This window comes from Mesobacillus subterraneus (assembly GCF_023715485.1).
Lineage (GTDB): Bacteria > Bacillota > Bacilli > Bacillales > Cytobacillaceae > Mesobacillus > Mesobacillus subterraneus_B.
Map to the genome: position 1 here is coordinate 315,537 of NZ_JAMBOF010000002.1, position 19,196 is coordinate 334,732.

Consider the following 19,196-nt stretch of genomic DNA (forward strand, 5'->3'; position numbering starts at 1 on the left):
AATTTGGCTGCCTTTATTAATTATAAAATTCATTCTAACGATTAACGAAGTAATTGTAAAACACCTTGAGGCTGCTGGTTAGCTTGTGCTAACATCGCTTGAGCTGCTTGTGAAAGGATAGAGTTCTTAGTTTGAGACATCATTTCTTTTGCCATATCTACGTCACGGATACGAGATTCAGCTGCAGTTAAGTTCTCTGCTCCAGTTTCAAGGTTGCTGATTGTGTGCTCTAGACGGTTCTGAACAGAACCAAGTTTAGAACGCATAGTAGACACTGATTCAATTGCATTGTTAATGTTAGTAATAGCAGTATTAGCTGCACCGTTGCTTGAAACAGTAATTGCACCTAAAGATAATCCTAATGCAGTTGCGCTCATTGTAGTGATTGAAAGTGCAATCACTTGTCCGGAGTTAGCTCCTACTTGGAAATTATATGTTCCACTTGCTTGGATTAGCTTTTGTGTGTTGAACTCAGTTTCATCTGCGATACGTGTGATTTCGCTTTTTAGTTCTTTTAACTCATCAGAAATAGAAACACGGTCAGCAGTAACGTTTGTGTCGTTTGATGCTTGAACAGACAATTCTCTCATTCTTTGAAGAATTGCATGTGTTTCATTAAGTGCGCCTTCAGCAGTTTGGATCAATGAAATACCATCTTGAGCATTTCTTGAAGCTTGCTCTAATCCACGAATTTGGCCACGCATTTTTTCAGAGATTGAAAGACCAGCTGCATCATCTCCAGCACGGTTGATACGAAGACCTGAAGAAAGCTTTTCCATTGATTTTCCTTGTGCGCCGTTAGCATTGTTCAATTGACGGTATGTGTTAAGAGCTGCAATATTGTGATTAATTCTCATTGCTTAATTTCCTCCTTGAATTTGTTGTTCACGTCCTTGTGAACAAATAGTTTATTTGTCTGAGTCTATAAGGTCGGCCGCCCTTATTTTCTCTTACAATAGTTTTATCGACTTGATAAAAAGATATTTAATAGTTTTTAATATTTTTTTGTTTATTTTTCTTTGTTTTTTATAAACTGGATAATTGAAGATATATCTTTTGAGGCTTGTTCGTTTTCGCTTTGGATTTGATCAAAGATTTCTTTACGGAATACATCTACATTTTTGGGTGCCTTGATGCCTATTTTTACCTGATCGTTCTTAGATGCGATAATTGTGATTTCAATGTCGTCTCCAATTTTTATACTTTCGCCATTTTTTCTTGTTAGCACTAACATATTCGGTCACCCCTTCGCTTCTGGTTTTTCAAAGATTGGGTGTTTTGTGTTGAACTGTTCGTTATGCAAGATGACTTGTTTTGCTTTTTGATTTTTTGCATTTATAATCACTGGAGCTTGCAGATTTGCCGTAGTTTTATTAAAAGGGTCCTGAACAGTAAGTATTGAATAAACCAATACATCTTCCTCAGACTCCAACTCTAATTCCTCGATAACTTGATCTTCTAATTTAAAATCATAGTCTTTAAAGAAGTTAAACGGGCTTGTAAGAACAAATGCTAGCTCAGATGTAGTCACAGATTGTAGAACGGAGAAGGTATCATCATCTGACAGAGGAAGTAAAATAAATTTCTTTTCCTCCAGGAAACCCGGTATTCCTTTTTCAAAGTTTAAAATCTCATTAGAGTTTATTTCTAGGCTTCCATGATATTTAGTATCTATATTCATTCTGAAATCATTCCTTTAAATAGATTGTTCGTAATTAATACCGACATGTCTTAGGTTTTCAAAATCTATTTTTAATGTAGGATAATGCTTGAGCGAAACCTCCGCTTTTCCTGGAGTATAGTTGATAATTGGGTTATTAATTGCAGCTTCAATAATAGGCTTATTCACCTTCCAATTGATGTCCACTTTCCCTGGATCATACCCAATTTTCACTCCTCCTGCAGAGGGGATCCATCCAATGTTGAATTCGAGCATTGGTGACTCGCTGTTTCGCTTAGCCTGCGCGGCTATTGTATGTCCTCCGTTTTCAATCATCATCAGTTCATCCCCATCCTGCGATACGCGCGCGAGGCCTGAAAGCCAGTCCTGATATCCCCGTTGGGCAGCTTCTTCAATCCTGCGGGAGATATGTTTCAAGTCGACATCTTCTCTTGCTTTTGTCTGATCGATAGTCAACCTGGATGGTGTTCGGTTGATGTTAAGATCGGCTTTGGGCTGTTGAATACTCAACTCTGATTTAGGCTGCTCAATTTCAAGCACAGATTTATAAGTATTGATTTCCGTTTGAGCAAAGGTGGATTCCAATCTAATTTGCGGAAGCTGCATTTTCTTCCCTCCTAGAAAAAAAAGCTATTCCCAATGAGAATAGCTTATCTTAAAAAGTCTAATAGTGTCGGCTGTAAAATACGGGCGCCAACTCCAAGGGCAGCACGGTGGACACTTTCCTGGGTCTTTAAGTCGGTTATGACACGCTCGATGTCTGCATCTTCGTTATCTGAGAGAATCCTGTTTGCCATAACTTCCTGCTGGCCTATCCGGTCATCAATCATTTCAAGACGGTTATAGCGAGCGCCAAGCTCTGAACGTTCAGCAGAGAGATTATCCATTGTTTTATCGAGTCTGCCTAGCAAGCCGTCCAAATCAGAAGGCTTGTCTTGTTCCAAAGCTGTCTGGATTCCCTGGACAACATCAAACATTTCTTGATTGAATACATTGGCCGGATTCACGTTAGCTCGTAACGAAACACCCCGTGAAATCTCCACTTTATACGTATTAATTGATGGATCAGCCAAGTTCGCAGCAACCTTTGGCGGATTCCCGGTCGGAACCGGAGGGTGATCCGTATCTGTTCCGTGGAAAATATATCGGCCAGAAACCTGTGTATTGGCCACTTGGACCAGGTCAATTTTAATCTGCTCAATCTCACGAGCTATTGCGTCACGGTCACTCGGACTTAGAGATCCCGTTTTCCCCTGTACAACTAGCTCGCGAACTCGTTGTAGCCCATTATTAGCCTGCTCGATCCCCGCCTCGGAATTTTCCATCCACAAATAGAGCTCAGAAAGGTTACGCTTATACTGTTCGACTTCGGTCAAGTTCGAGCGGTAAAACATACCTTTCATCGCTACAACCGGATCATCTGATGGCTTAGTTATTTTCTTGCCCGTTGAAAGCTGGTCCTGGTATTGTCCCATTCTCCGATAGCTTTCGCTTAGGTTTCTTAACGAATTGGAAGAAAGCATTGATTGAGTTATGCGCATTTTATATCACCTATCTTCCTGCGGTTCCCATGCCGTTGATAATTTTATCAAGCATTTCATCCTGGAGTGTGATCATCCTGGCTGATGCATTGTAGGCATGCTGGAACTGGATCATATTTGTCATTTCTTCATCTAATGATACGGAGCTTACAGATTTGCGGCGCCCCTCGACTGCTTCTCTTAGTGAACCGCTGTTTTGTGTAAGACGTACAGCTTCTTGTGATTTAACAGCCATACCGCCGATAACACCTTCATAGTAATTGCGGAAATTTGCCTGTTCATTATCCAGGGCATAATCATATTTTTCATTAATAATATTGGCAAGTTTTAAAATATTTGTTGCATCCCCGATTGTCGCACCTGCAACACTGCTTCCATCTGCAGTGGCGATGTTGTCTAAGCTATTTTCGATTGCTTTAGCTAATTCAATCCTGCTCGCAAAGCCCTTCCGCTGAATAACTGTATTCTCGGCGTCAGCAAAAAATGGATTTTTCGCTTTGGTTTTACTCGCAATATCGTTTGGACTCATACCTTCTTTATGAACATCGTTAAACTTTGTTGCGAATGTGTAAGCAAGGTTATCCAATTCTGTCAGCAAGTCTGAATAAACCCCTGTCACTTTGCCGCCATTTTCATAACCATACGAATCTACTAAAGCCTTTAGCTTTCCTGTCGAATTCAATTCAGTATACTTAAATTCCGATTGACCGATTGAAACAGTTCCAACCGATTCTTCCGGACCATCGAATTTCATAGTTACTTCATTGTTGCGATCACCACTAACCAGGATTCCAAGTTCTTTTCCGCTGTCGCTCACCATTTTAATGACTGCTTGCCCATCGGCCATTTTAAGTGAGTCTCCTCCAGAACTTGTGTAATCAACTTTAATATTCACTAAGGAGGACAATTGATCGATCAAACGGTCACGCTCATCATATAAATCGTTAGGTAAATAACCATGTGGCTCTGCGTCAGCGATTTGGCCGTTAATTTTACTAATCTGGTAAGTGATCGAATTGATTTCTTTTTCCGTTACTGATATCTCATTCTTCAAATCCCGTTGAATCGATGAAAGTGAATTATGCAGATAGTTAAAAGTTTCAGCAACCGCAATCCCTCGCTGGCGAACTACTGACCGAGCACCAGGGTTAGTAGGATCAACCGATAAATCCTGGAGTGACTGCCAGAACTGGTCCATCGTTTTCGCGAGACCAGAGTCAGAAGGTTCATTGAGCACTTCCTCCAACTTGTTGTAAGCTTCTGCACGAGTCTCCCAGTATCCCAGCTTATTATTTTCGCTGCGGTACTGTACATCCAGAAAGCTTTCCCTCACACGCTGGATAGACCCAGCCTTGACACCAGTTCCAACCTGCCCGGGAATTTGCGGACGATTGAGTGATGCAGATGGATAAGGTTCTGTCTGCTCAAAATTGATGCGCTGACGTGAAAATCCTGGCGTGTTGGCATTCGATATATTGTGTCCTGTTGTATGTAGAGCGCTTTGCTGCGTGAACATCCCGCGGCGCGCTGTTTCTAATCCCATAAAGGTTGAACGCATGTTTCGTTCCTCCAATTGTTATGCTTTTGAGTTGAACATCCCCGGCGATTTTTCTGACTGAACTTTCTTCCCGGCAGGTGGTCCGTAATTAATTTCCTTCTGTTGCGGCATTACTAGACTTCTAGAAAAGTTGATGAACTGCATTGACTGGTGAATCAGCTGCTGATTCAGTTCATTTCGAGTTTTAATGTCAGCAATGACTTCTACAAGATTATCTCTCAATTGTAAAAGCTGATCTTTATCTACCGGATTCGTCTGGTTAGCTATATCCAGCAGCGAAGGATTTTCTACAGCAGGTAAAATCTCCTGGGATAATGCCATTCTTTCCTGCTCGAGCTTATTAATTCCAGCAACGTGGGCCTGCTCATCCTTCAAAAGCTGGTCGAGGGCTGCCATGTCGCCTTTTTTTACGATGTCTGTTTTCTTGACTGACAGCTCATAAAGGCTCTTATGAAGTTTAAGCATTTTTTTCATAATAGGGATAAGAGTTTCACCCAACATTGACCGCCCTCCTTTCAGGCATAAAGAAACACTCGCCATCAAGACGAGTATTCCTTCTATTTTTTCTGATAGAAATTGATTATGCTTTTTGCTGTTTCTTTAGGATCCAATTTATAAGTGCCGTTTTCTACCTGGATTTTTAATTCCTCAACCTTTTGCTGGCGATGTACGGACACCTGGGAAAGCTGTTGCATTTCCTTTGCCGTTGAAGAAATTTCTACTTTATCAGCCTTCTTGGCCTGAGTATTTGCTGCTGCATCTAGTTTGTTCATCTGGCGTTTATACGGATTGATCCCTGATGGGCCTATATTATTTATTTTCATTTTCTAACCCTCGCTTTCAGAACGATTCTATTAGTATTATCGGCAAGCAAAAGGAGTTATTTAATAAATCTTTTTGCCTAATCTCTATGGGTGAAAAAAGTCGCAGTGCGTTTTGCCAATTCCTTTTTTCTCTGCTCTTCATGCTCCACAATTTTTAAATCTGCTTTAATCTCGCCAGCACATGAGCCGCAAAGTCTTCCTTCGCGAATAATCGTGCCGCATTTATCACAAGGATATCCAAGGTTCGGAAAATTTGTGACCTGCAATTTTCCTGTTTTAATAAATTTTAGGATTAGCTCCTCCGGTACACCCGTTGCTTCTACTACCTGCAGCATAGTTGCCGCACGATTTTCTCTTTTCCTCATATATTTTGAAACTGTGTCATATGCCGCCTGTTCCGCTTTCCAGCACTTTTCACAAATATCTCTAAATTTATTTTTAACGAAGATTTCTCCGCAATCAGGACAATTTATAAGATCCAATGTCCTTCCTCCTTCAATTTTATCATAGATCTTTAGCGTGCCAAAGTAAGTGAATATACTTTCACAGCTCCATTTTCCTTTAACAATTTAGCCGCATGCCTTAGCGTTGACCCTGTAGTATATATATCGTCAACAATCATAATTGTTTTACCCCTTAAATCCAGATCAGACTCCACATTGAAGACCTGCTCTAAATGAATTCTTTCGTTTCTGGATTTCTTCGATTGCTTTTCAGTATGTACCCTAGTCAATACACGAGACGGTACAATTCCAGCCGCTCTGATGACAGCCTCTGCCTGGTTAAATCCTCGTTCATAAAGCCGCTCTTCGCTCAACGGGATTGGAACTATATAATCATATTGGAAAACTTGCAAAGCCTTAAGAAAATCCGCAGTAAAAATCTCAGCAAGCACATAGTCCCCGCGGAATTTAAATCTGGCTATCACTTCTTTTGTAAAATTAGTATAGGTATATAACGCAATGTTTTTATCCAGGCTCCCGGTCCATCGTTCGTCGTCCTCCCACCGCTTGCAATCAAGGCATACGCTTCCGCTGCGGTACTCCGCTTCTAAAAGAGTCAAGGGCCGTCCGCAAATCGTGCAGGTCTCCCCACTGATTTGCACGAACTTTTCATGGCATGATCCACAAACCCTGCTTGGTTGCTCTTGAGCAAACAAACTTCTCCATGAAACCTCTGATTCAATTTCATTATCACAAAGTAAACAGTGCTTTCCACCCCATAGTCTCATCTATCGATCCACCCTTTCTTGATTCCTTCCTTGTTCATCATGATGATTTGATTTCTCGCATTGACCATCGCTTCTGTTTTTCCATAATGAAAAAAAGTAACGTCGCCTTTAGGAAACTTTGAGCTTCTTCCGGCACGCCCAGCTATCTGGACAAGCGCACTTTCAGTGAAGATCCGGTCCTCTGATCCGATCACAGCAACATCAATATTAGGAAGGGTAACACCTCGTTCAAGAATCGTAGTCGTAAGTAGAAGTGGAATTTCATTTTTACGCATCTTCATCACTTTTTCTTTTCTATCAGGATCATTCGCATGAACGGATTCAATAAGGGGGTGCATTTTTCGGAGGAGTGGAAGTATTTTTTCCATAGCGCTGATTTTCGGAGCAAAAACAAGGGCTGGTTTGCCGCTGGTAATTCGATCTTCTATCCATCTGATAATGTTTAATGGTAGTGTTCCTTTACCCAGCTTCTTTTCCCAGTTCCCGGACCATTCAAAACGCGGAACAGGCAACGGATAGCGGTGATATCGAGCAGGGATCGTAACAAAATCTCTTTTTCCAAGACGGCAATCTCGTTGCCACTTTTGGCTCGGCGTTGCGGTTAGGTAAATAATCGTTGATTGGGGTTTTCTAGATTGCTGGACAGCATATTGGAGGGTCTCATCTATGGAGTAAGGAAAAGCATCCACTTCATCAACTATAATCACATCGAATGCCTGATAAAAGCGAAGCAGCTGATGTGTAGTCGCAATGGTTAGCTGTGCATATTCATGCCGTCCCTCACTGCCGCCGTATAAAGAAACCATTTTCACATGTGGAAATACCTTCTCCAAACGAGGAGCCAGCTCGAGCACAACATCAGTACGAGGAGTGGCCAGGCATACGCGCTTACCTGTGGATAACGCCTGCCCAATTCCTGCGAATAATACTTCTGTCTTCCCAGCTCCGGCTACAGCCCAAACTAGCAGCTCAGAAAATGTATCCATTGCCTTAACTACACGGTTGGAGGCAATAGTCTGGCCTTCTGATAACTCGCCACTCCAAAAAAGAGGATTAGGATTTTCAGGAAACTTAGGATCAGTCCCCGTCCAACTTACTAGCGGAGTGCATCCACTCACTCTTCCCATCATCAAACATTTCCTGCAATATACATCCAGTTCGCCGCATCGTGAACAAGGAAATTCCGCAAAAGCGCCAGGATCCGTAGTTCCGCACCTTGCACACTTTATCTTATTATTATTCACTTCGATCCCCTTACGATAAATTAGATAACCATTCTCATAATGTTCCTGGATTTCCTCAAGTGAAAACGGCAGCTCATCAACTAACAGCTGCTTACCAACGAGCATCTTCTGTAATTCGGAATTATAACTAAATGAAGGGTTTGCAGGTATATGAGGAATTTCCGGAAGTATCGAAATGGTGAGTGGATTTTCACCAACGGGGAACTTAATTTTGGGGATAATTTTCCCTTCCTTCAATAAAAATTTCAATATTAATCACACCCTTTGTGGATTAGTTTGTGGAAAACATAAAATTCCTGTTAATAATGTGGGTTGTTTTGTGGATAAATTATTTTAAAAATGAGGAAAAGTGAATGTAAGCGGTTATTGTTGTGGATAACTTTAAAATCAGGACAGATATGCTGTTAGTAAGTAGGCTTGTTTGTTGATAAGTGGATGGTTTTGTGGATATGTTTTTAATTATAATTCACAACTGCTCACCTCCTTAATAAAAAAAGCCATCCCGAATGAACCTCCGGAATGACGTTTTATGTCTTGTTGTTGTTGATTCTTCTCCGTATTACTTCTTATACCAGCCCATGCCCATCGAACCTTCACCGAGATGAGTTCCAATAACAGGACCAAAATAGCTTAACATGAACTCAACATTTGGAAACTGAGCCTCTAGCTCACTTTTCCACTCTCGCGCTTCCTCTTCACGATTTGCATGAATCACGACTGCACGGTATTCCCCGCCACTGCCTGCATCTTCAGCTAACAGTTCTACGACACGATTCAACGCTTTTTTCCGTGTACGGACTTTTTCAAAAGGCACGATTTTTTTGTCTTCAAAATGCAGCAGCGGCTTTACCTGCAGCAGGCTTCCAATCAGGGCCTGTGCGCTTGATAACCGGCCTCCGCGCTGAAGGTGGCTCAAGTCATCGACCATGAAGTATGCTTTAGCTGACTCCTTCACCTCATTAAGCCGGGCAATGATTTCTTCCGCACTTCTGCCTTGCTCAGCCATCTTCGCTGCTTCAAGAGCATAGAAACCTTGGGGCATCGCACTTACTTCTGAATCAAACACAGATACGTTGATTCCTTCAACCATTTCGCCTGCGGATACAGCTCCCTGATAGGTGCCACTAATACCACTGGACAAATGTATGCTGATAACGGAATCGTAATCCCCTGCCAATTTTTCAAAAAGCTGCACGAACTCGCCGATCGGCGGCATAGAGGTTGTCGGCAAATCCCGCTGCTTCACTTCCTCATAAAATGCTTCCGCACTGATATCTATTTCTTCACGATATGTTTCATTATCAAAAATCACGCTTAACGGAATCATGTGGATATTCCATTTTTCTCGCAATTCCTTCGGGATGTACGCTGTACTATCCGTTACAACTGCTGTTTTCATTATAAGATTACCATCCTTATGCTTTTCTCTCCAGTATGTACAAACCCATTTTATATGAACTTATTCTAAATTGCATCTTTTGGAGAGAAAATAAAAAACCGGCAATCGTTTGCACATTAGGGTAACCTCAAGAAACTGATAAACTTAGATTATTATCAAGCCCTCTGCTTTCTATTTCTTCTACCAGCATATCAATAAAGGAAGCGTCTAACTTCAAAAGAGTTGCCTTGCTGTATGCTTCTATTAATTTTTCATCAGTCAATTCCCATAAAGAAGTCATTTTGATCACCCCTTCATTACTTTTCCCTAATTATATCGGAATTTATTAAGTTTTTGTAAATCTCTGGTGATATTTCCGTCGTATTTTTCCAACAACAAGATACAGCAATCGACAAAAAACCACATCCGCCGATTCGACAAATGTGGTTCTTGGCATTTTTAATAGATTATCTTACTTCAACCCAGCCGTTTTTAATTGCTACGACTACTGCCTGGGTACGATCATTTACATTCATTTTCTGTAAAATATTGCTTACATGGTTTTTAACAGTCTTTTCACTGATAAACAATGCTTCGCCAATACCCCTATTGCTCTTTCCATCAGCAAGAAGCTGAAGGACTTCGCATTCGCGGCGTGTCAGCAAGTGCAGCGGGCGGCGAATTTCCACCTGAGATATGTACTTGTCAGACCCATTTTCATCTGCTGAAAGACGACGGTATTCCTTTACAAGATTATGTGTGACGCGAGGGTGAAGGTATGACCCACCGTCAGCGACAACTTTAACCGCTTCAATTAATGCATCTGCATCCATTTCTTTTAGTAGATATCCAGTTGCACCAGTTTTGAGGGCGTGTGTTACATAGTTTTCATCATCATGAATAGAAAGGATGATTACTTTGGCTTCAGGAAACTTCTCAATCAATTGGGATGTAGCCTCTACGCCATTCGTATTAGGCATATTGATATCCATTATAATAACCTCAGGCTGGTACTTTTCAACAAGCTCGATCGCTTCGCTGCCATCGTCACCTTCTGCAACAACTTCAAATGATGGTTCGAAATCAAGGATCCTTTTTACCCCTTCTCTGAAAAGTTGATGGTCGTCAATAATGACAATCTTGGTTGTCATACATTCGCCTCCCTTACGGCTTCTATCTCTATTTTTAATCTTTCTTGGGCGGCTTTAGGCCGCGAGTAGATGTAATGCCAGTTTTGAAACAACAAAGCTGGTTGCTTTATAAATTCATCGGAACCTGAATGATAATCAGAGTACCGGTGCCAACCTTCGAATGGATGGATAGCTCTCCCTCGAGAAGCTCTACTCTTTCTTTGATCCCAAGGATACCAAAAGACTCAGGTTTTTTATCATTTATATCAAAGCCTTTGCCATCGTCCTTTATGACTACCATTACGTGATCCTTTTTAATTTCCAGTTTGACCTGGATTACCGAAGCATCTGCATGCTTTAAAGCATTTTGAACGGATTCCTGGATCATACGGAACAGCGCCACTTCGTACTTGGCAGGCAGCCTCTTATCCTCGCCAATATTGGTAAATTGGATTTTGGTTGTCTTATGATACTCTTCGATTGTCTGTAAATATTTTTTGAGGGTAGGAACCAGGCCTAAATCGTCAAGAGCCATTGGCCTCAAATCGTAAATGATTCTTCGGACCTCATATAGCGCTGAACGGACCATTTTTTTCATGTTCCTAATTTCACTGATTGCTTCGCTCGAGCCTCTTTCATTGTAAATCTTTTCGATAAGATCTGAACGCATCATGACATTCGCCATCATTTGCGCTGGACCATCGTGGATTTCTCGCGACAGCCTTTTTCGCTCATCTTCCTGGGCTTCGATTATTTTCAGGCCGAAATCCTGCTTCTGCTTGGCTGTTTCAAGCGCCTCTCCCATTTGCCTGATGTCGCTCATCATATAGTTCATGACAACACTAATTTGGGAAACCAAATGGTCGGCACGTTCAATTGTTTCATTAAGACCAAGCAATCTCCGTTCCAGATCATCGCGCTTTTCCCGAAGCTGTTTTTCCATCTGCCTGTTCATGGTTAAATCCATCTGAAGCTTGTGGGCTACTTCATATGCTTCACGAACTTGACCTTCTGTGTAATCTTTAAAATGCTTGCTCACTTCAGAAAGTCGCTTTCTCGCTGCACGCACCTGACTATCCAGCTTATCTCCATCGTTGATGATTTGGGCGACTTTCCTTTTAATCTCTTTTAATTCATTGGTAATAGACTCAAAATCAGTCCTGCATTGTTCGCCAATTCGAAAGATTTCGTCTTTGCTGTCTCCAACTGTCTCGATCATTTTTTCGAGAATCAGGTCGAGAGCCTTTGTGTCAAATTTTTTAATTGCCATATAAAACTCCCCCAAGGGTGGCACATAAAGATATTTTAGCGCGAAATAGAAATAGTTACTAATTTACAACAAGAAAATCATGCCATTTTTCGCTAAAATCGTTATAAAGGCTCAGAATTCATTTTCAATCCTAAGTCTTATATCCTATAATATTATGAAGTAAACGCCATTTTGAAAATAAAAACATTTTTCCAATAATAGATTATACAACCTGTCAGACCACTAACTATTATAGCATTCATACACTTTTAAAGTATTAAAGTTATATTACAATCATAAGACATCAATTGTTCATTGAATGTTGCCGACTTATAATGAATTGTACCATTTTAAATGAAGGACGAAAACATACACCAAGTTACTTAATAGATAGATAGAGTTGGGAAATATTTAGATAGGAAGGAGTGAGTAAATTGCTGGCAAGCTATTATACTGTCAAAGGTTATGGAGAACATGAAATCGAGATTCAGAAATCCCGATTCATAGCATATATTGAAAGAGCTGAAACGGAAGAACAGGCTCAAGATTTCATTCAGAAAATTAAAAAGAAAAATTGGAATGCGACTCATAATTGCTCAGCTTATATGATCGGTGAAAATGACCAGATCCAGAAAGCCAATGATGATGGTGAGCCAAGCGGCACAGCCGGCGTCCCAATCCTGGAAGTCCTAAAGAAAAAACATTTAAAAGACACAGTAGTCGTCATCACAAGATATTTCGGGGGAATTAAGCTTGGGGCTGGCGGACTAATCCGCGCTTATGGAAAAGCTACTTCTGAAGGCATTGCTGCGACTGGTGTCGTTGAACGTAAACTAATGCGTATCATGCATACTAATATAGATTACACTTGGCTAGGTAAAGTTGAAAATGAGTTAAGATCTTCAATTTATAAATTAAAAGAAATCCACTACCTTGATAATGTAGAAGTTGAAACATTTGTAGAAGAAAGCCAAACAGATGCATTTATCGATTGGATGACAGAAATGACAAACGGTCAGGCGAAGGTTAAGTCAGGAGAGGTTATATATATGGAGGAAATCATTTCTTGATATCTCAAAAAACATATATTTACGCTCTAATAAAGATTCGGTAAAATAAAGTATTGTGTTAGGGTAAAATTGACCATAGAAGTGGGGATAGTTATGTCCAGTTCAAGAGCAGTATTGAGAAAAAAGAGGAAGAAGCGGATTGTAAGGCTTTCACTGCTCTTTGTTTTCTTAAGCTTATTTGCAGCAGGAATATTATTTGCTTTAGATATATTTTATAGTGGATACAAAGCTACCGACAGCATATATCAAAAATTGGGTCCTGAAAAAAACCAGCGTGCGGAACAAGTAGAAGTCACGAAAGACCCCTTTACCGTATTGCTTGTTGGTTTGGAGAACCAGGAGGGCGGCAAAGGACGTTCGGACGTCATCATGATGATATCGGTAAATCCAAAGACAGAAGAAATTACAATGTTAAGCATTCCAAGGGATACTCGGACATTCATTCCTGATGCCGGATATGAAGATAAAATTACTCATTCATACGGACACAACGGAATCGAATCAACTATTGATACTGTAGAGGAAATGATCGATGTACCAGTCGATTATTTTATCACAACAAACTTCGACGGGTTCGAAGATATTGTAGATACTCTAGGCGGCGTCACAGTAGATGTACCTTTTGACTTTAAGGCTCAATTAACCGGAAGTTTAAAATGGAAGAAATACTATCAAGGCGAAATGGACTTGAATGGAAACGAAGCTTTAGCTTATGTAAGGATGCGAAAATCGGATCCACGCGGCGATATTGGCCGTAATGAACGACAGCAGCAGGTAATCAAGGAAATCATTGACGAAGGAACCTCCTTCTCCTCTATTACTAAAATTGATGATATCCTTAATGATCTTGGAGAAAATGTAAAAACAAATATTCCACCTTCCAAGTTTGCTAGCTTTGTCAAACTGTACTCTAAACTAAAGAATACACAAATCAACCAGCTCTCTCTCAAAGGATACAACGATTATATTGATGATGTATATTATTACATCCCTGATCAAGAATCATTAGAGGAGATTACTTTATCCATCAACCAGACATTAGACGGAGAAAGTTCATACAATTCATTTGAAGAAACCGAACTTAATACTGCAAAAAATGATAATTAACCCCAATTTTTTGGGGTTTTTATTTTTTCCTTTAATTGGCATTAAACCTTCAAACCCTTATTCCGATAATAAAAACAACATGAATGTCTATTATTCTACTACTTTCGACAGATTGGAATATTTGACATTCTCTGATAAAATGTTACAAGTTAAACAATCTAATTACAACGGAGGTAAATCGTGAAAAAAATAATCGCTTCATCTGTATTGTCCACAGCTTTACTATTTCCTTCGCTTTCATGGGCAGAGGAATTAAAGCTGCCGGCAAATATGGTTGTCGAGCAGAAAGCTGAAGTCCGTAAAGGTGCCACTACAAGTTATCCAATTGTTGAGTACATTGACCCCGGCCAAAATGTACCAGTCATCGGCCAATTTACTAACACCGCTGGTGAATTATGGTACAGAGTTGATTTAGGTGATGTTTTAGGTTGGAGCCCAGCAGTCAAATTTGCTGAGTCAAGTGCCATTGGAAGTATTGGTACAATCAATGGAGATAATGTTAATGTTCGTCGTGGAGCTGATACATCATATGCCTCCATCGCAAAACTATCAACTGGCAAACAAGTAAAAATTATTGATAGCTTCAAAAACACTGCGGGCGAAACATGGTACAAAATTGAATTTGACGGAACTGCAGGGTGGATTTTAGCTAGTTTTGTAGATGTTAAAACTACTGCACCTGCTCCAAGCTATTCAACAAAAACCATCCAAGTGGATAAGTCTCCTGTCAGAAAAGGGGCTGATGCCGGCTATGCTGTCGTTGCCTATGTTAATAGCGGACAAACTGTTAAAATCATTGATACTTTCACGAACTCTAAAGGTGAAAAATGGTCTCGTCTAGACCTTGGAAACAATGTCTTTGGATGGGTAAACGATACAGCTTTTGTGAAACAGGCATTTACAGCTATTACGAAAACGATCCAAGTCGACAAGTCCGCTGTCAGAAAAGGTGCGGATGACAGCTATACCGTCGTTACATACGTCAATAGCGGACAAACCGTTAAAGTCATTGATACTTTCACGAATTCCAACGGCGAAAAGTGGTCTCGTCTCGACCTTGGAAATAATGTCTTTGGATGGGTTAAGGATACAGCTTTTGTAAAACCTGAGTTTACAGCAATTACAAAAACGATCCAGGTGGATAAATCACCAGTCAGAAAAGGCGCTGATGACAGCTACGCTGCTGTGGCTTACGTAAACAGCGGGCAAACCGTAAAAGTCATTGATGCTTTCACGAACTCCAAGGGAGAAAAGTGGTCACGCCTTGACCTAGGGAACAATCTTTTAGGCTGGGTTAAGGATACGGCTTTTGTAAAACCAGCAGCAGTCCTTCCTGCAATTGGAGCGACAGTATACGGCAAAACAGACAGTGTCACTGTTAGACGCGGAGCGTCACTATCTTATACTGGGGTTGCTACATTAAAACTCAACCAGGCTGCCAAGGTTGTCGCCCATTACACAGGAACTGATGGTGTTAGCTGGTTAAGGATTGAACTTAGCCCTACTTTATTAGGCTGGGTACCTGCAACTTCAGTAAGCGAAACAAAAACAATCGTTACTACTCAATATGTAGGGACAAAAAATGCCGTGCTCAGATCAGGAGCTACATACAGCTATAAAGTTACTGAAAACCTTCCTTACTTCAGTAAAGTAACTGTTCTGGATCAATATACAGGCAACTCGGGTGACCTTTGGTACCGAATTAAATCGGCAAGCGGGAATGTCGGTTGGGTACCGGAATATGAACTAGTAGTTTCAAAGAGTGATTACAACTTGCTTTACGCGTTGAATAATGCAGCTCTTCGCAGGGGAGCATCTACAAGTTACTCTACAATAGCAACGCTGCCAGAAAACGAAACATTAATCGTCTTGCGCACAATGGGTAATTGGCTTAATGTAGAAACTCAGGCTGGATTAAGAGGCTGGATTTACAAACCTCAAACTTCAGCAATCTCGTTAAAAAGATTAATAGAACCAACAGCTCCTGTCATCAATGGAGATCAATATCTTATCTGGAATAAGCCAGGAAACTTCAAGCCGTCTTACCAGGTTCTATCTTTCGACCGCATTAAGCTAACCGGCGGTATGACCGATATTGCACTTCCTTCCTTTAGTGTCAAAGGAATTAAATCAATAGAAGTAATACAAACAAGCACCTTTGAAAAATCAGCGATTATTACTTTTGAACCTGGATATACCTATACCCTCCGTAACGACAGCGATAAGCTATCGATCAAAGTTATTACAACAGGCTTAAAAGGAAAGAAAGTCGTTGTTGATGCTGGCCACGGTGGGAAAGACAGTGGCGCAATCGGCCCTTCAGGCTTAATGGAAAAAACCGTCAATCTCGGTACTGCCCTACTTTTAAAGCAAGAGCTTGAAAAATATGGCGCTATTGTCCGTTTAACAAGAAGTACTGACGTCTTTTTAGAGCTGTATCAGAGAACAGATATTGCAAACGCTTCTGATTATGATGCTTTTATCAGTATCCATGCAGATTCTTACAGCAGTACTTCAAGAGGTTCATCAACTTTCTATAATACAAGCGTTAATTTCAACGGGCCTCAAAGTGCGGAGATGGCACAATCCATCCAAACCAATATGGTTGCTGCACTGTCCACTTACAATCGTGGAGTATACAACCAGAACTTGTATGTTAACAGGATGAATGAACTTCCTAGTATCCTTGTTGAATTGGCATTTATGTCTAATCCAACAGAAGAGAAGCTACTGGCAACAGATGCTTTCCGTCAAAAAGCAGCAGTCGGGATCAGAAACGGCTTAGAGGAATACTTTGGAAATTAACGAAATTGGAAACTCTATATCCATAACTATCTTAATATGGTAATCTACTAAAGAAATTTCTTACTATTTTACCCAAATTATTTTTGTTAAAACATTATTTCAGGGGGAATCTTTTAAAATGAAAAAGTATAAAAAGATAATCGCTGCCAGTGCGCTTTCTGTAGGGGTTGGAGCAGGAGCGATCCTATTTACTCCAGCAGGAATGAATGCTAGCACGAATGTAGTTCTTGCAAGCGTTGACTGGGTCAACTCCCAGCTTAGTCCTGTCAATTCAAAATTATCGGCATTGGAATCTAAAGTAAATTCCATGCAGACAAAAATTACATCACTCGAATCACAAAACGCAGCACAGCAGAATGAGATTGATAGCTTAGAGGCTAAGATCGGCAGCACAACAACACCACCTCCAACTACTGGCACTCTTCCTGCTTATGTTTATGCAACTAAGAGTTCTGTAACAGTGCATAAAGGTGCTGACAGATCCTACGCTGTTGTAGCTACTGTGACTGCTAATTCATCATTAAGGGTAGTAGATTCTTTTAAAGCTGCTTCTGGAACATGGTACAGAGTACAGCTATCATCTACACTGTTAGGCTGGGTTTATGGAGGCGATGTATCTACTACAAAGCCAACAAGCACTGAGAAAACAGTTACAACAACAGGTGAAGTGTACATTCGAAGAGGAGCAACTACTGAATATGCTGCAATAACCCTTGTTCCAAAGGGAACAACCCTGAAGTATCTCGGCTCTTTCAAAAATGCTGCAGGCGAAACATGGTACAATGTCGAAACTTCAACAGGCATCAGAGGATGGATGTTCAGTGGTCTTGGGCAGGTGAACTAAAGTGAAGAAATTATTCTCACTTTTAGCCATATTCGTCATCCTGCTGGGAAGCAATACGATTCCCGCCCACGCAGTTGAAGTAAAGGCTTATCCCAACAAAGTAAATGTGTCAGTACATCTGGCATCAAGTTTAACCATGACTCTTAATACGTCATACCAATTGTTCAACAGAGATACAAGCAAAACCCATACCATTCCTTCAAATACAGTTCTTTCGGTTAAAAAAGAAACTAGTGGGATTACTGTTAGCTATATAGGATTCAGTGAAACTGCAGCAAAGGGCTTTGATGTAAAAGAAATTATCAGTACTAAGCAAATTGTCATTGCTAAAGCTGATACTGCGATTAGACGAGGGGCAACTACTGATTATGAAGCCATAAAAACCCTAAAGACGGGTGAGGCAGCTGACTACCTGTCTTCCTTCACGAATAGCAGCAATGAAGTATGGTACAGAGTAACGTCTGGCGCATCTACTGGATGGGTATTAGCTAGTACGGTCTCTCTTGATACAACTAACGCCACTCCGCTTACAAAACTTAGTAACGGACTTACTTATAGAGGCAGCTTCTACCTTTACCCTAACGGATCACAGGTACAAGTGATCAACTACCTCGATATGGAAGACTACTTAAAGGGTGTAGTCCCAAGTGAAATGCCGGCTTCCTGGCCTAAGGAAGCGGTAAAAGCACAGGCAATCGCTGCAAGAAGCTATGCATCTAAAATGATGACCCTGACAGACAGCGCGGCAAGCCAAGTTTATAGAGGCTATACAGCTGAAGACTCTCGTTCTAATGCGGCCATTGAAGAAACTAAAGGTGTAATGGTGCGCTATAATGGCAAGCCAATCCAGACATTTTTCCATTCAACAAGCGGCGGACGTACTGCAAACGTATGGGATGTATGGAACTCAAGCAAGGAATCCTTTCCTTACCTCGCTTCGGTAAGCGATCCTTATGAGAAGTCCCCATATAGCACCTGGACTGAAACATATTCAGCTGCTACAATCTTAAAATCCTTTGGATTCAGTGAAACAGCAAAGCTGAATGAAATTACCGTTACCAAAAAAGGGGTTAACGGGGAAATCGGAAGTGTGACTGTAAAAACATCTGCCGGCGACAAGACTGTCACTGGCAATGAGAGTGTCATCAGGAAGCTCTTCCCGATCCAAAACTCTAGTGTCTATGGATATTTATATTCAAACTGGTTCACAATGAATGTCGCTAAAAAAGCCATCGATATTACTGCCCAAACAACTTCTGGAACGGTATCTGTTCCGGAACTCTCTGGACAAACTGTACAGACTGCAAGCGGACAAATCACATTGAGCGATTCAAATGTTTCTATCCAAACCGCTTCAGGTGTAATCTCGACTGAAGGAAATGGTGAAGTATCCTCCGTTACATTAAACGGCAAAGGATGGGGCCACAGAATTGGCATGAGTCAATACGGCGCCAAAGGCTTTGCTGAAAACGGCTGGACTGCTGAAAGAATCTTAATGCATTACTTCACAGGTACAACAGTATCCAGATAAGAT

General features: G+C 40.9%; 20 protein-coding genes. 5 read left to right on the plus strand and 15 right to left on the minus strand.

Going from position 1 to position 19,196, the window contains the following annotated elements:
* Positions 1-41 precede the first annotated feature (41 nt).
* The 15 genes from hag to M3204_RS04200 all read right to left on the minus strand — a co-directional run bounded on the left by hag (position 42) and on the right by M3204_RS04200 (position 11,857).
* Entirely contained in the window at positions 42-857 is an 816-nt protein-coding gene (gene hag / locus M3204_RS04130) for a flagellin Hag (protein WP_251478815.1), read from the minus strand.
* Positions 858-1,009: 152 nt separating this feature from the next.
* A complete protein-coding gene (gene csrA, locus M3204_RS04135) occupies positions 1,010-1,234 on the minus strand; it encodes a carbon storage regulator CsrA (RefSeq protein ID WP_251478818.1) in 225 nt (74 codons plus the stop codon).
* A 6-nt stretch (positions 1,235-1,240) separates the two neighbouring features.
* Positions 1,241-1,681, minus strand: a complete 441-nt coding sequence (gene fliW / locus M3204_RS04140) for a flagellar assembly protein FliW (RefSeq protein WP_251478820.1) — start codon at positions 1,679-1,681, stop codon at positions 1,241-1,243.
* Positions 1,682-1,696: 15 nt separating this feature from the next.
* A complete protein-coding gene (locus tag M3204_RS04145) occupies positions 1,697-2,287 on the minus strand; it encodes a DUF6470 family protein (protein ID WP_251478822.1) in 591 nt (196 codons plus the stop codon).
* 44 nt (positions 2,288-2,331) lie between these two features.
* Positions 2,332-3,222 (minus strand): flagellar hook-associated protein FlgL, encoded by an 891-nt coding sequence (gene flgL, locus M3204_RS04150; protein WP_251478824.1) that lies wholly within the window; start codon positions 3,220-3,222, stop codon positions 2,332-2,334.
* A gap of 10 nt (positions 3,223-3,232) precedes the next feature.
* Positions 3,233-4,780 carry a flagellar hook-associated protein FlgK gene (gene flgK, locus M3204_RS04155; protein ID WP_251478826.1) on the minus strand — a complete coding sequence of 516 codons (1,548 nt, stop codon included), beginning with the start codon at positions 4,778-4,780 and terminating at the stop codon, positions 3,233-3,235.
* 18 nt (positions 4,781-4,798) lie between these two features.
* Positions 4,799-5,281 (minus strand): flagellar protein FlgN, encoded by a 483-nt coding sequence (locus tag M3204_RS04160; RefSeq protein WP_251478829.1) that lies wholly within the window; start codon positions 5,279-5,281, stop codon positions 4,799-4,801.
* Positions 5,282-5,337: 56 nt separating this feature from the next.
* Positions 5,338-5,604: a flagellar biosynthesis anti-sigma factor FlgM gene (gene flgM / locus M3204_RS04165; RefSeq protein ID WP_251478831.1), complete on the minus strand. Its 267-nt coding sequence runs from the start codon at positions 5,602-5,604 to the stop codon at positions 5,338-5,340.
* Between the two features lie 77 nt (positions 5,605-5,681).
* The gene (locus tag M3204_RS04170) at positions 5,682-6,086 is read right to left on the minus strand and encodes a TIGR03826 family flagellar region protein (protein WP_251478833.1); all 405 of its coding nucleotides are present in this window, start codon (positions 6,084-6,086) and stop codon (positions 5,682-5,684) included.
* A 32-nt stretch (positions 6,087-6,118) separates the two neighbouring features.
* A complete protein-coding gene (locus tag M3204_RS04175; protein ID WP_251478835.1) occupies positions 6,119-6,835 on the minus strand; it encodes a ComF family protein in 717 nt (238 codons plus the stop codon).
* Complete coding sequence (locus tag M3204_RS04180) at positions 6,832-8,328, minus strand: DEAD/DEAH box helicase (RefSeq protein WP_285856894.1); 1,497 nt, start codon at positions 8,326-8,328, stop codon at positions 6,832-6,834. The genes M3204_RS04175 and M3204_RS04180 overlap by 4 nt, the downstream gene beginning before the upstream one ends.
* Positions 8,329-8,638: 310 nt before the next feature.
* Positions 8,639-9,478, minus strand: a complete 840-nt coding sequence (locus tag M3204_RS04185) for a DegV family protein (RefSeq protein WP_251478838.1) — start codon at positions 9,476-9,478, stop codon at positions 8,639-8,641.
* Between the two features lie 127 nt (positions 9,479-9,605).
* Positions 9,606-9,758 carry a sporulation histidine kinase inhibitor Sda gene (gene sda, locus M3204_RS04190; RefSeq protein WP_251478841.1) on the minus strand — a complete coding sequence of 51 codons (153 nt, stop codon included), beginning with the start codon at positions 9,756-9,758 and terminating at the stop codon, positions 9,606-9,608.
* A 166-nt stretch (positions 9,759-9,924) separates the two neighbouring features.
* Positions 9,925-10,608 (minus strand): response regulator, encoded by a 684-nt coding sequence (locus tag M3204_RS04195; protein ID WP_251478843.1) that lies wholly within the window; start codon positions 10,606-10,608, stop codon positions 9,925-9,927.
* Positions 10,609-10,714: 106 nt separating this feature from the next.
* On the minus strand, positions 10,715-11,857 hold the full coding sequence (locus M3204_RS04200) for a sensor histidine kinase (RefSeq protein WP_251478846.1): 1,143 nt from the start codon (positions 11,855-11,857) through the stop codon (positions 10,715-10,717).
* Positions 11,858-12,270: 413 nt separating this feature from the next.
* Between M3204_RS04200 and M3204_RS04205 the strand changes: the two genes are divergently transcribed.
* The 5 genes from M3204_RS04205 to M3204_RS04225 all read left to right on the plus strand — a co-directional run bounded on the left by M3204_RS04205 (position 12,271) and on the right by M3204_RS04225 (position 19,193).
* Positions 12,271-12,906, plus strand: a complete 636-nt coding sequence (locus tag M3204_RS04205; RefSeq protein WP_251478848.1) for a YigZ family protein — start codon at positions 12,271-12,273, stop codon at positions 12,904-12,906.
* Positions 12,907-12,999: 93 nt separating this feature from the next.
* Positions 13,000-14,013 carry an LCP family protein gene (locus tag M3204_RS04210; protein ID WP_251478850.1) on the plus strand — a complete coding sequence of 338 codons (1,014 nt, stop codon included), beginning with the start codon at positions 13,000-13,002 and terminating at the stop codon, positions 14,011-14,013.
* Positions 14,014-14,193: 180 nt separating this feature from the next.
* Positions 14,194-16,818 carry an SH3 domain-containing protein gene (locus M3204_RS04215; RefSeq protein WP_251478852.1) on the plus strand — a complete coding sequence of 875 codons (2,625 nt, stop codon included), beginning with the start codon at positions 14,194-14,196 and terminating at the stop codon, positions 16,816-16,818.
* 118 nt (positions 16,819-16,936) lie between these two features.
* Entirely contained in the window at positions 16,937-17,662 is a 726-nt protein-coding gene (locus M3204_RS04220; protein ID WP_251478855.1) for an SH3 domain-containing protein, read from the plus strand.
* 1 nt (position 17,663) lies between these two features.
* A complete protein-coding gene (locus tag M3204_RS04225) occupies positions 17,664-19,193 on the plus strand; it encodes a SpoIID/LytB domain-containing protein (protein ID WP_251478858.1) in 1,530 nt (509 codons plus the stop codon).
* Positions 19,194-19,196 lie beyond the last annotated feature (3 nt).

What these genes read in the sequence shown, in the direction of transcription:
- hag (WP_251478815.1), bottom strand. Translation starts at nt 857, where the DNA reads ATGAGAATTAATCACAATATTGCAGCTCTTAACACATACCGTCAATTG.
- csrA (WP_251478818.1), bottom strand. Translation starts at nt 1,234, where the DNA reads ATGTTAGTGCTAACAAGAAAAAATGGCGAAAGTATAAAAATTGGAGAC.
- fliW (WP_251478820.1), bottom strand. Translation starts at nt 1,681, where the DNA reads ATGAATATAGATACTAAATATCATGGAAGCCTAGAAATAAACTCTAAT.
- M3204_RS04145 (WP_251478822.1), bottom strand. Translation starts at nt 2,287, where the DNA reads ATGCAGCTTCCGCAAATTAGATTGGAATCCACCTTTGCTCAAACGGAA.
- flgL (WP_251478824.1), bottom strand. Translation starts at nt 3,222, where the DNA reads ATGCGCATAACTCAATCAATGCTTTCTTCCAATTCGTTAAGAAACCTA.
- flgK (WP_251478826.1), bottom strand. Translation starts at nt 4,780, where the DNA reads ATGCGTTCAACCTTTATGGGATTAGAAACAGCGCGCCGCGGGATGTTC.
- M3204_RS04160 (WP_251478829.1), bottom strand. Translation starts at nt 5,281, where the DNA reads ATGTTGGGTGAAACTCTTATCCCTATTATGAAAAAAATGCTTAAACTT.
- flgM (WP_251478831.1), bottom strand. Translation starts at nt 5,604, where the DNA reads ATGAAAATAAATAATATAGGCCCATCAGGGATCAATCCGTATAAACGC.
- M3204_RS04175 (WP_251478835.1), bottom strand. Translation starts at nt 6,835, where the DNA reads ATGAGACTATGGGGTGGAAAGCACTGTTTACTTTGTGATAATGAAATT.
- M3204_RS04185 (WP_251478838.1), bottom strand. Translation starts at nt 9,478, where the DNA reads ATGAAAACAGCAGTTGTAACGGATAGTACAGCGTACATCCCGAAGGAA.
- sda (WP_251478841.1), bottom strand. Translation starts at nt 9,758, where the DNA reads ATGACTTCTTTATGGGAATTGACTGATGAAAAATTAATAGAAGCATAC.
- M3204_RS04195 (WP_251478843.1), bottom strand. Translation starts at nt 10,608, where the DNA reads ATGACAACCAAGATTGTCATTATTGACGACCATCAACTTTTCAGAGAA.
- M3204_RS04200 (WP_251478846.1), bottom strand. Translation starts at nt 11,857, where the DNA reads ATGGCAATTAAAAAATTTGACACAAAGGCTCTCGACCTGATTCTCGAA.
- M3204_RS04210 (WP_251478850.1), top strand. Translation starts at nt 13,000, where the DNA reads ATGTCCAGTTCAAGAGCAGTATTGAGAAAAAAGAGGAAGAAGCGGATT.
- M3204_RS04220 (WP_251478855.1), top strand. Translation starts at nt 16,937, where the DNA reads ATGAAAAAGTATAAAAAGATAATCGCTGCCAGTGCGCTTTCTGTAGGG.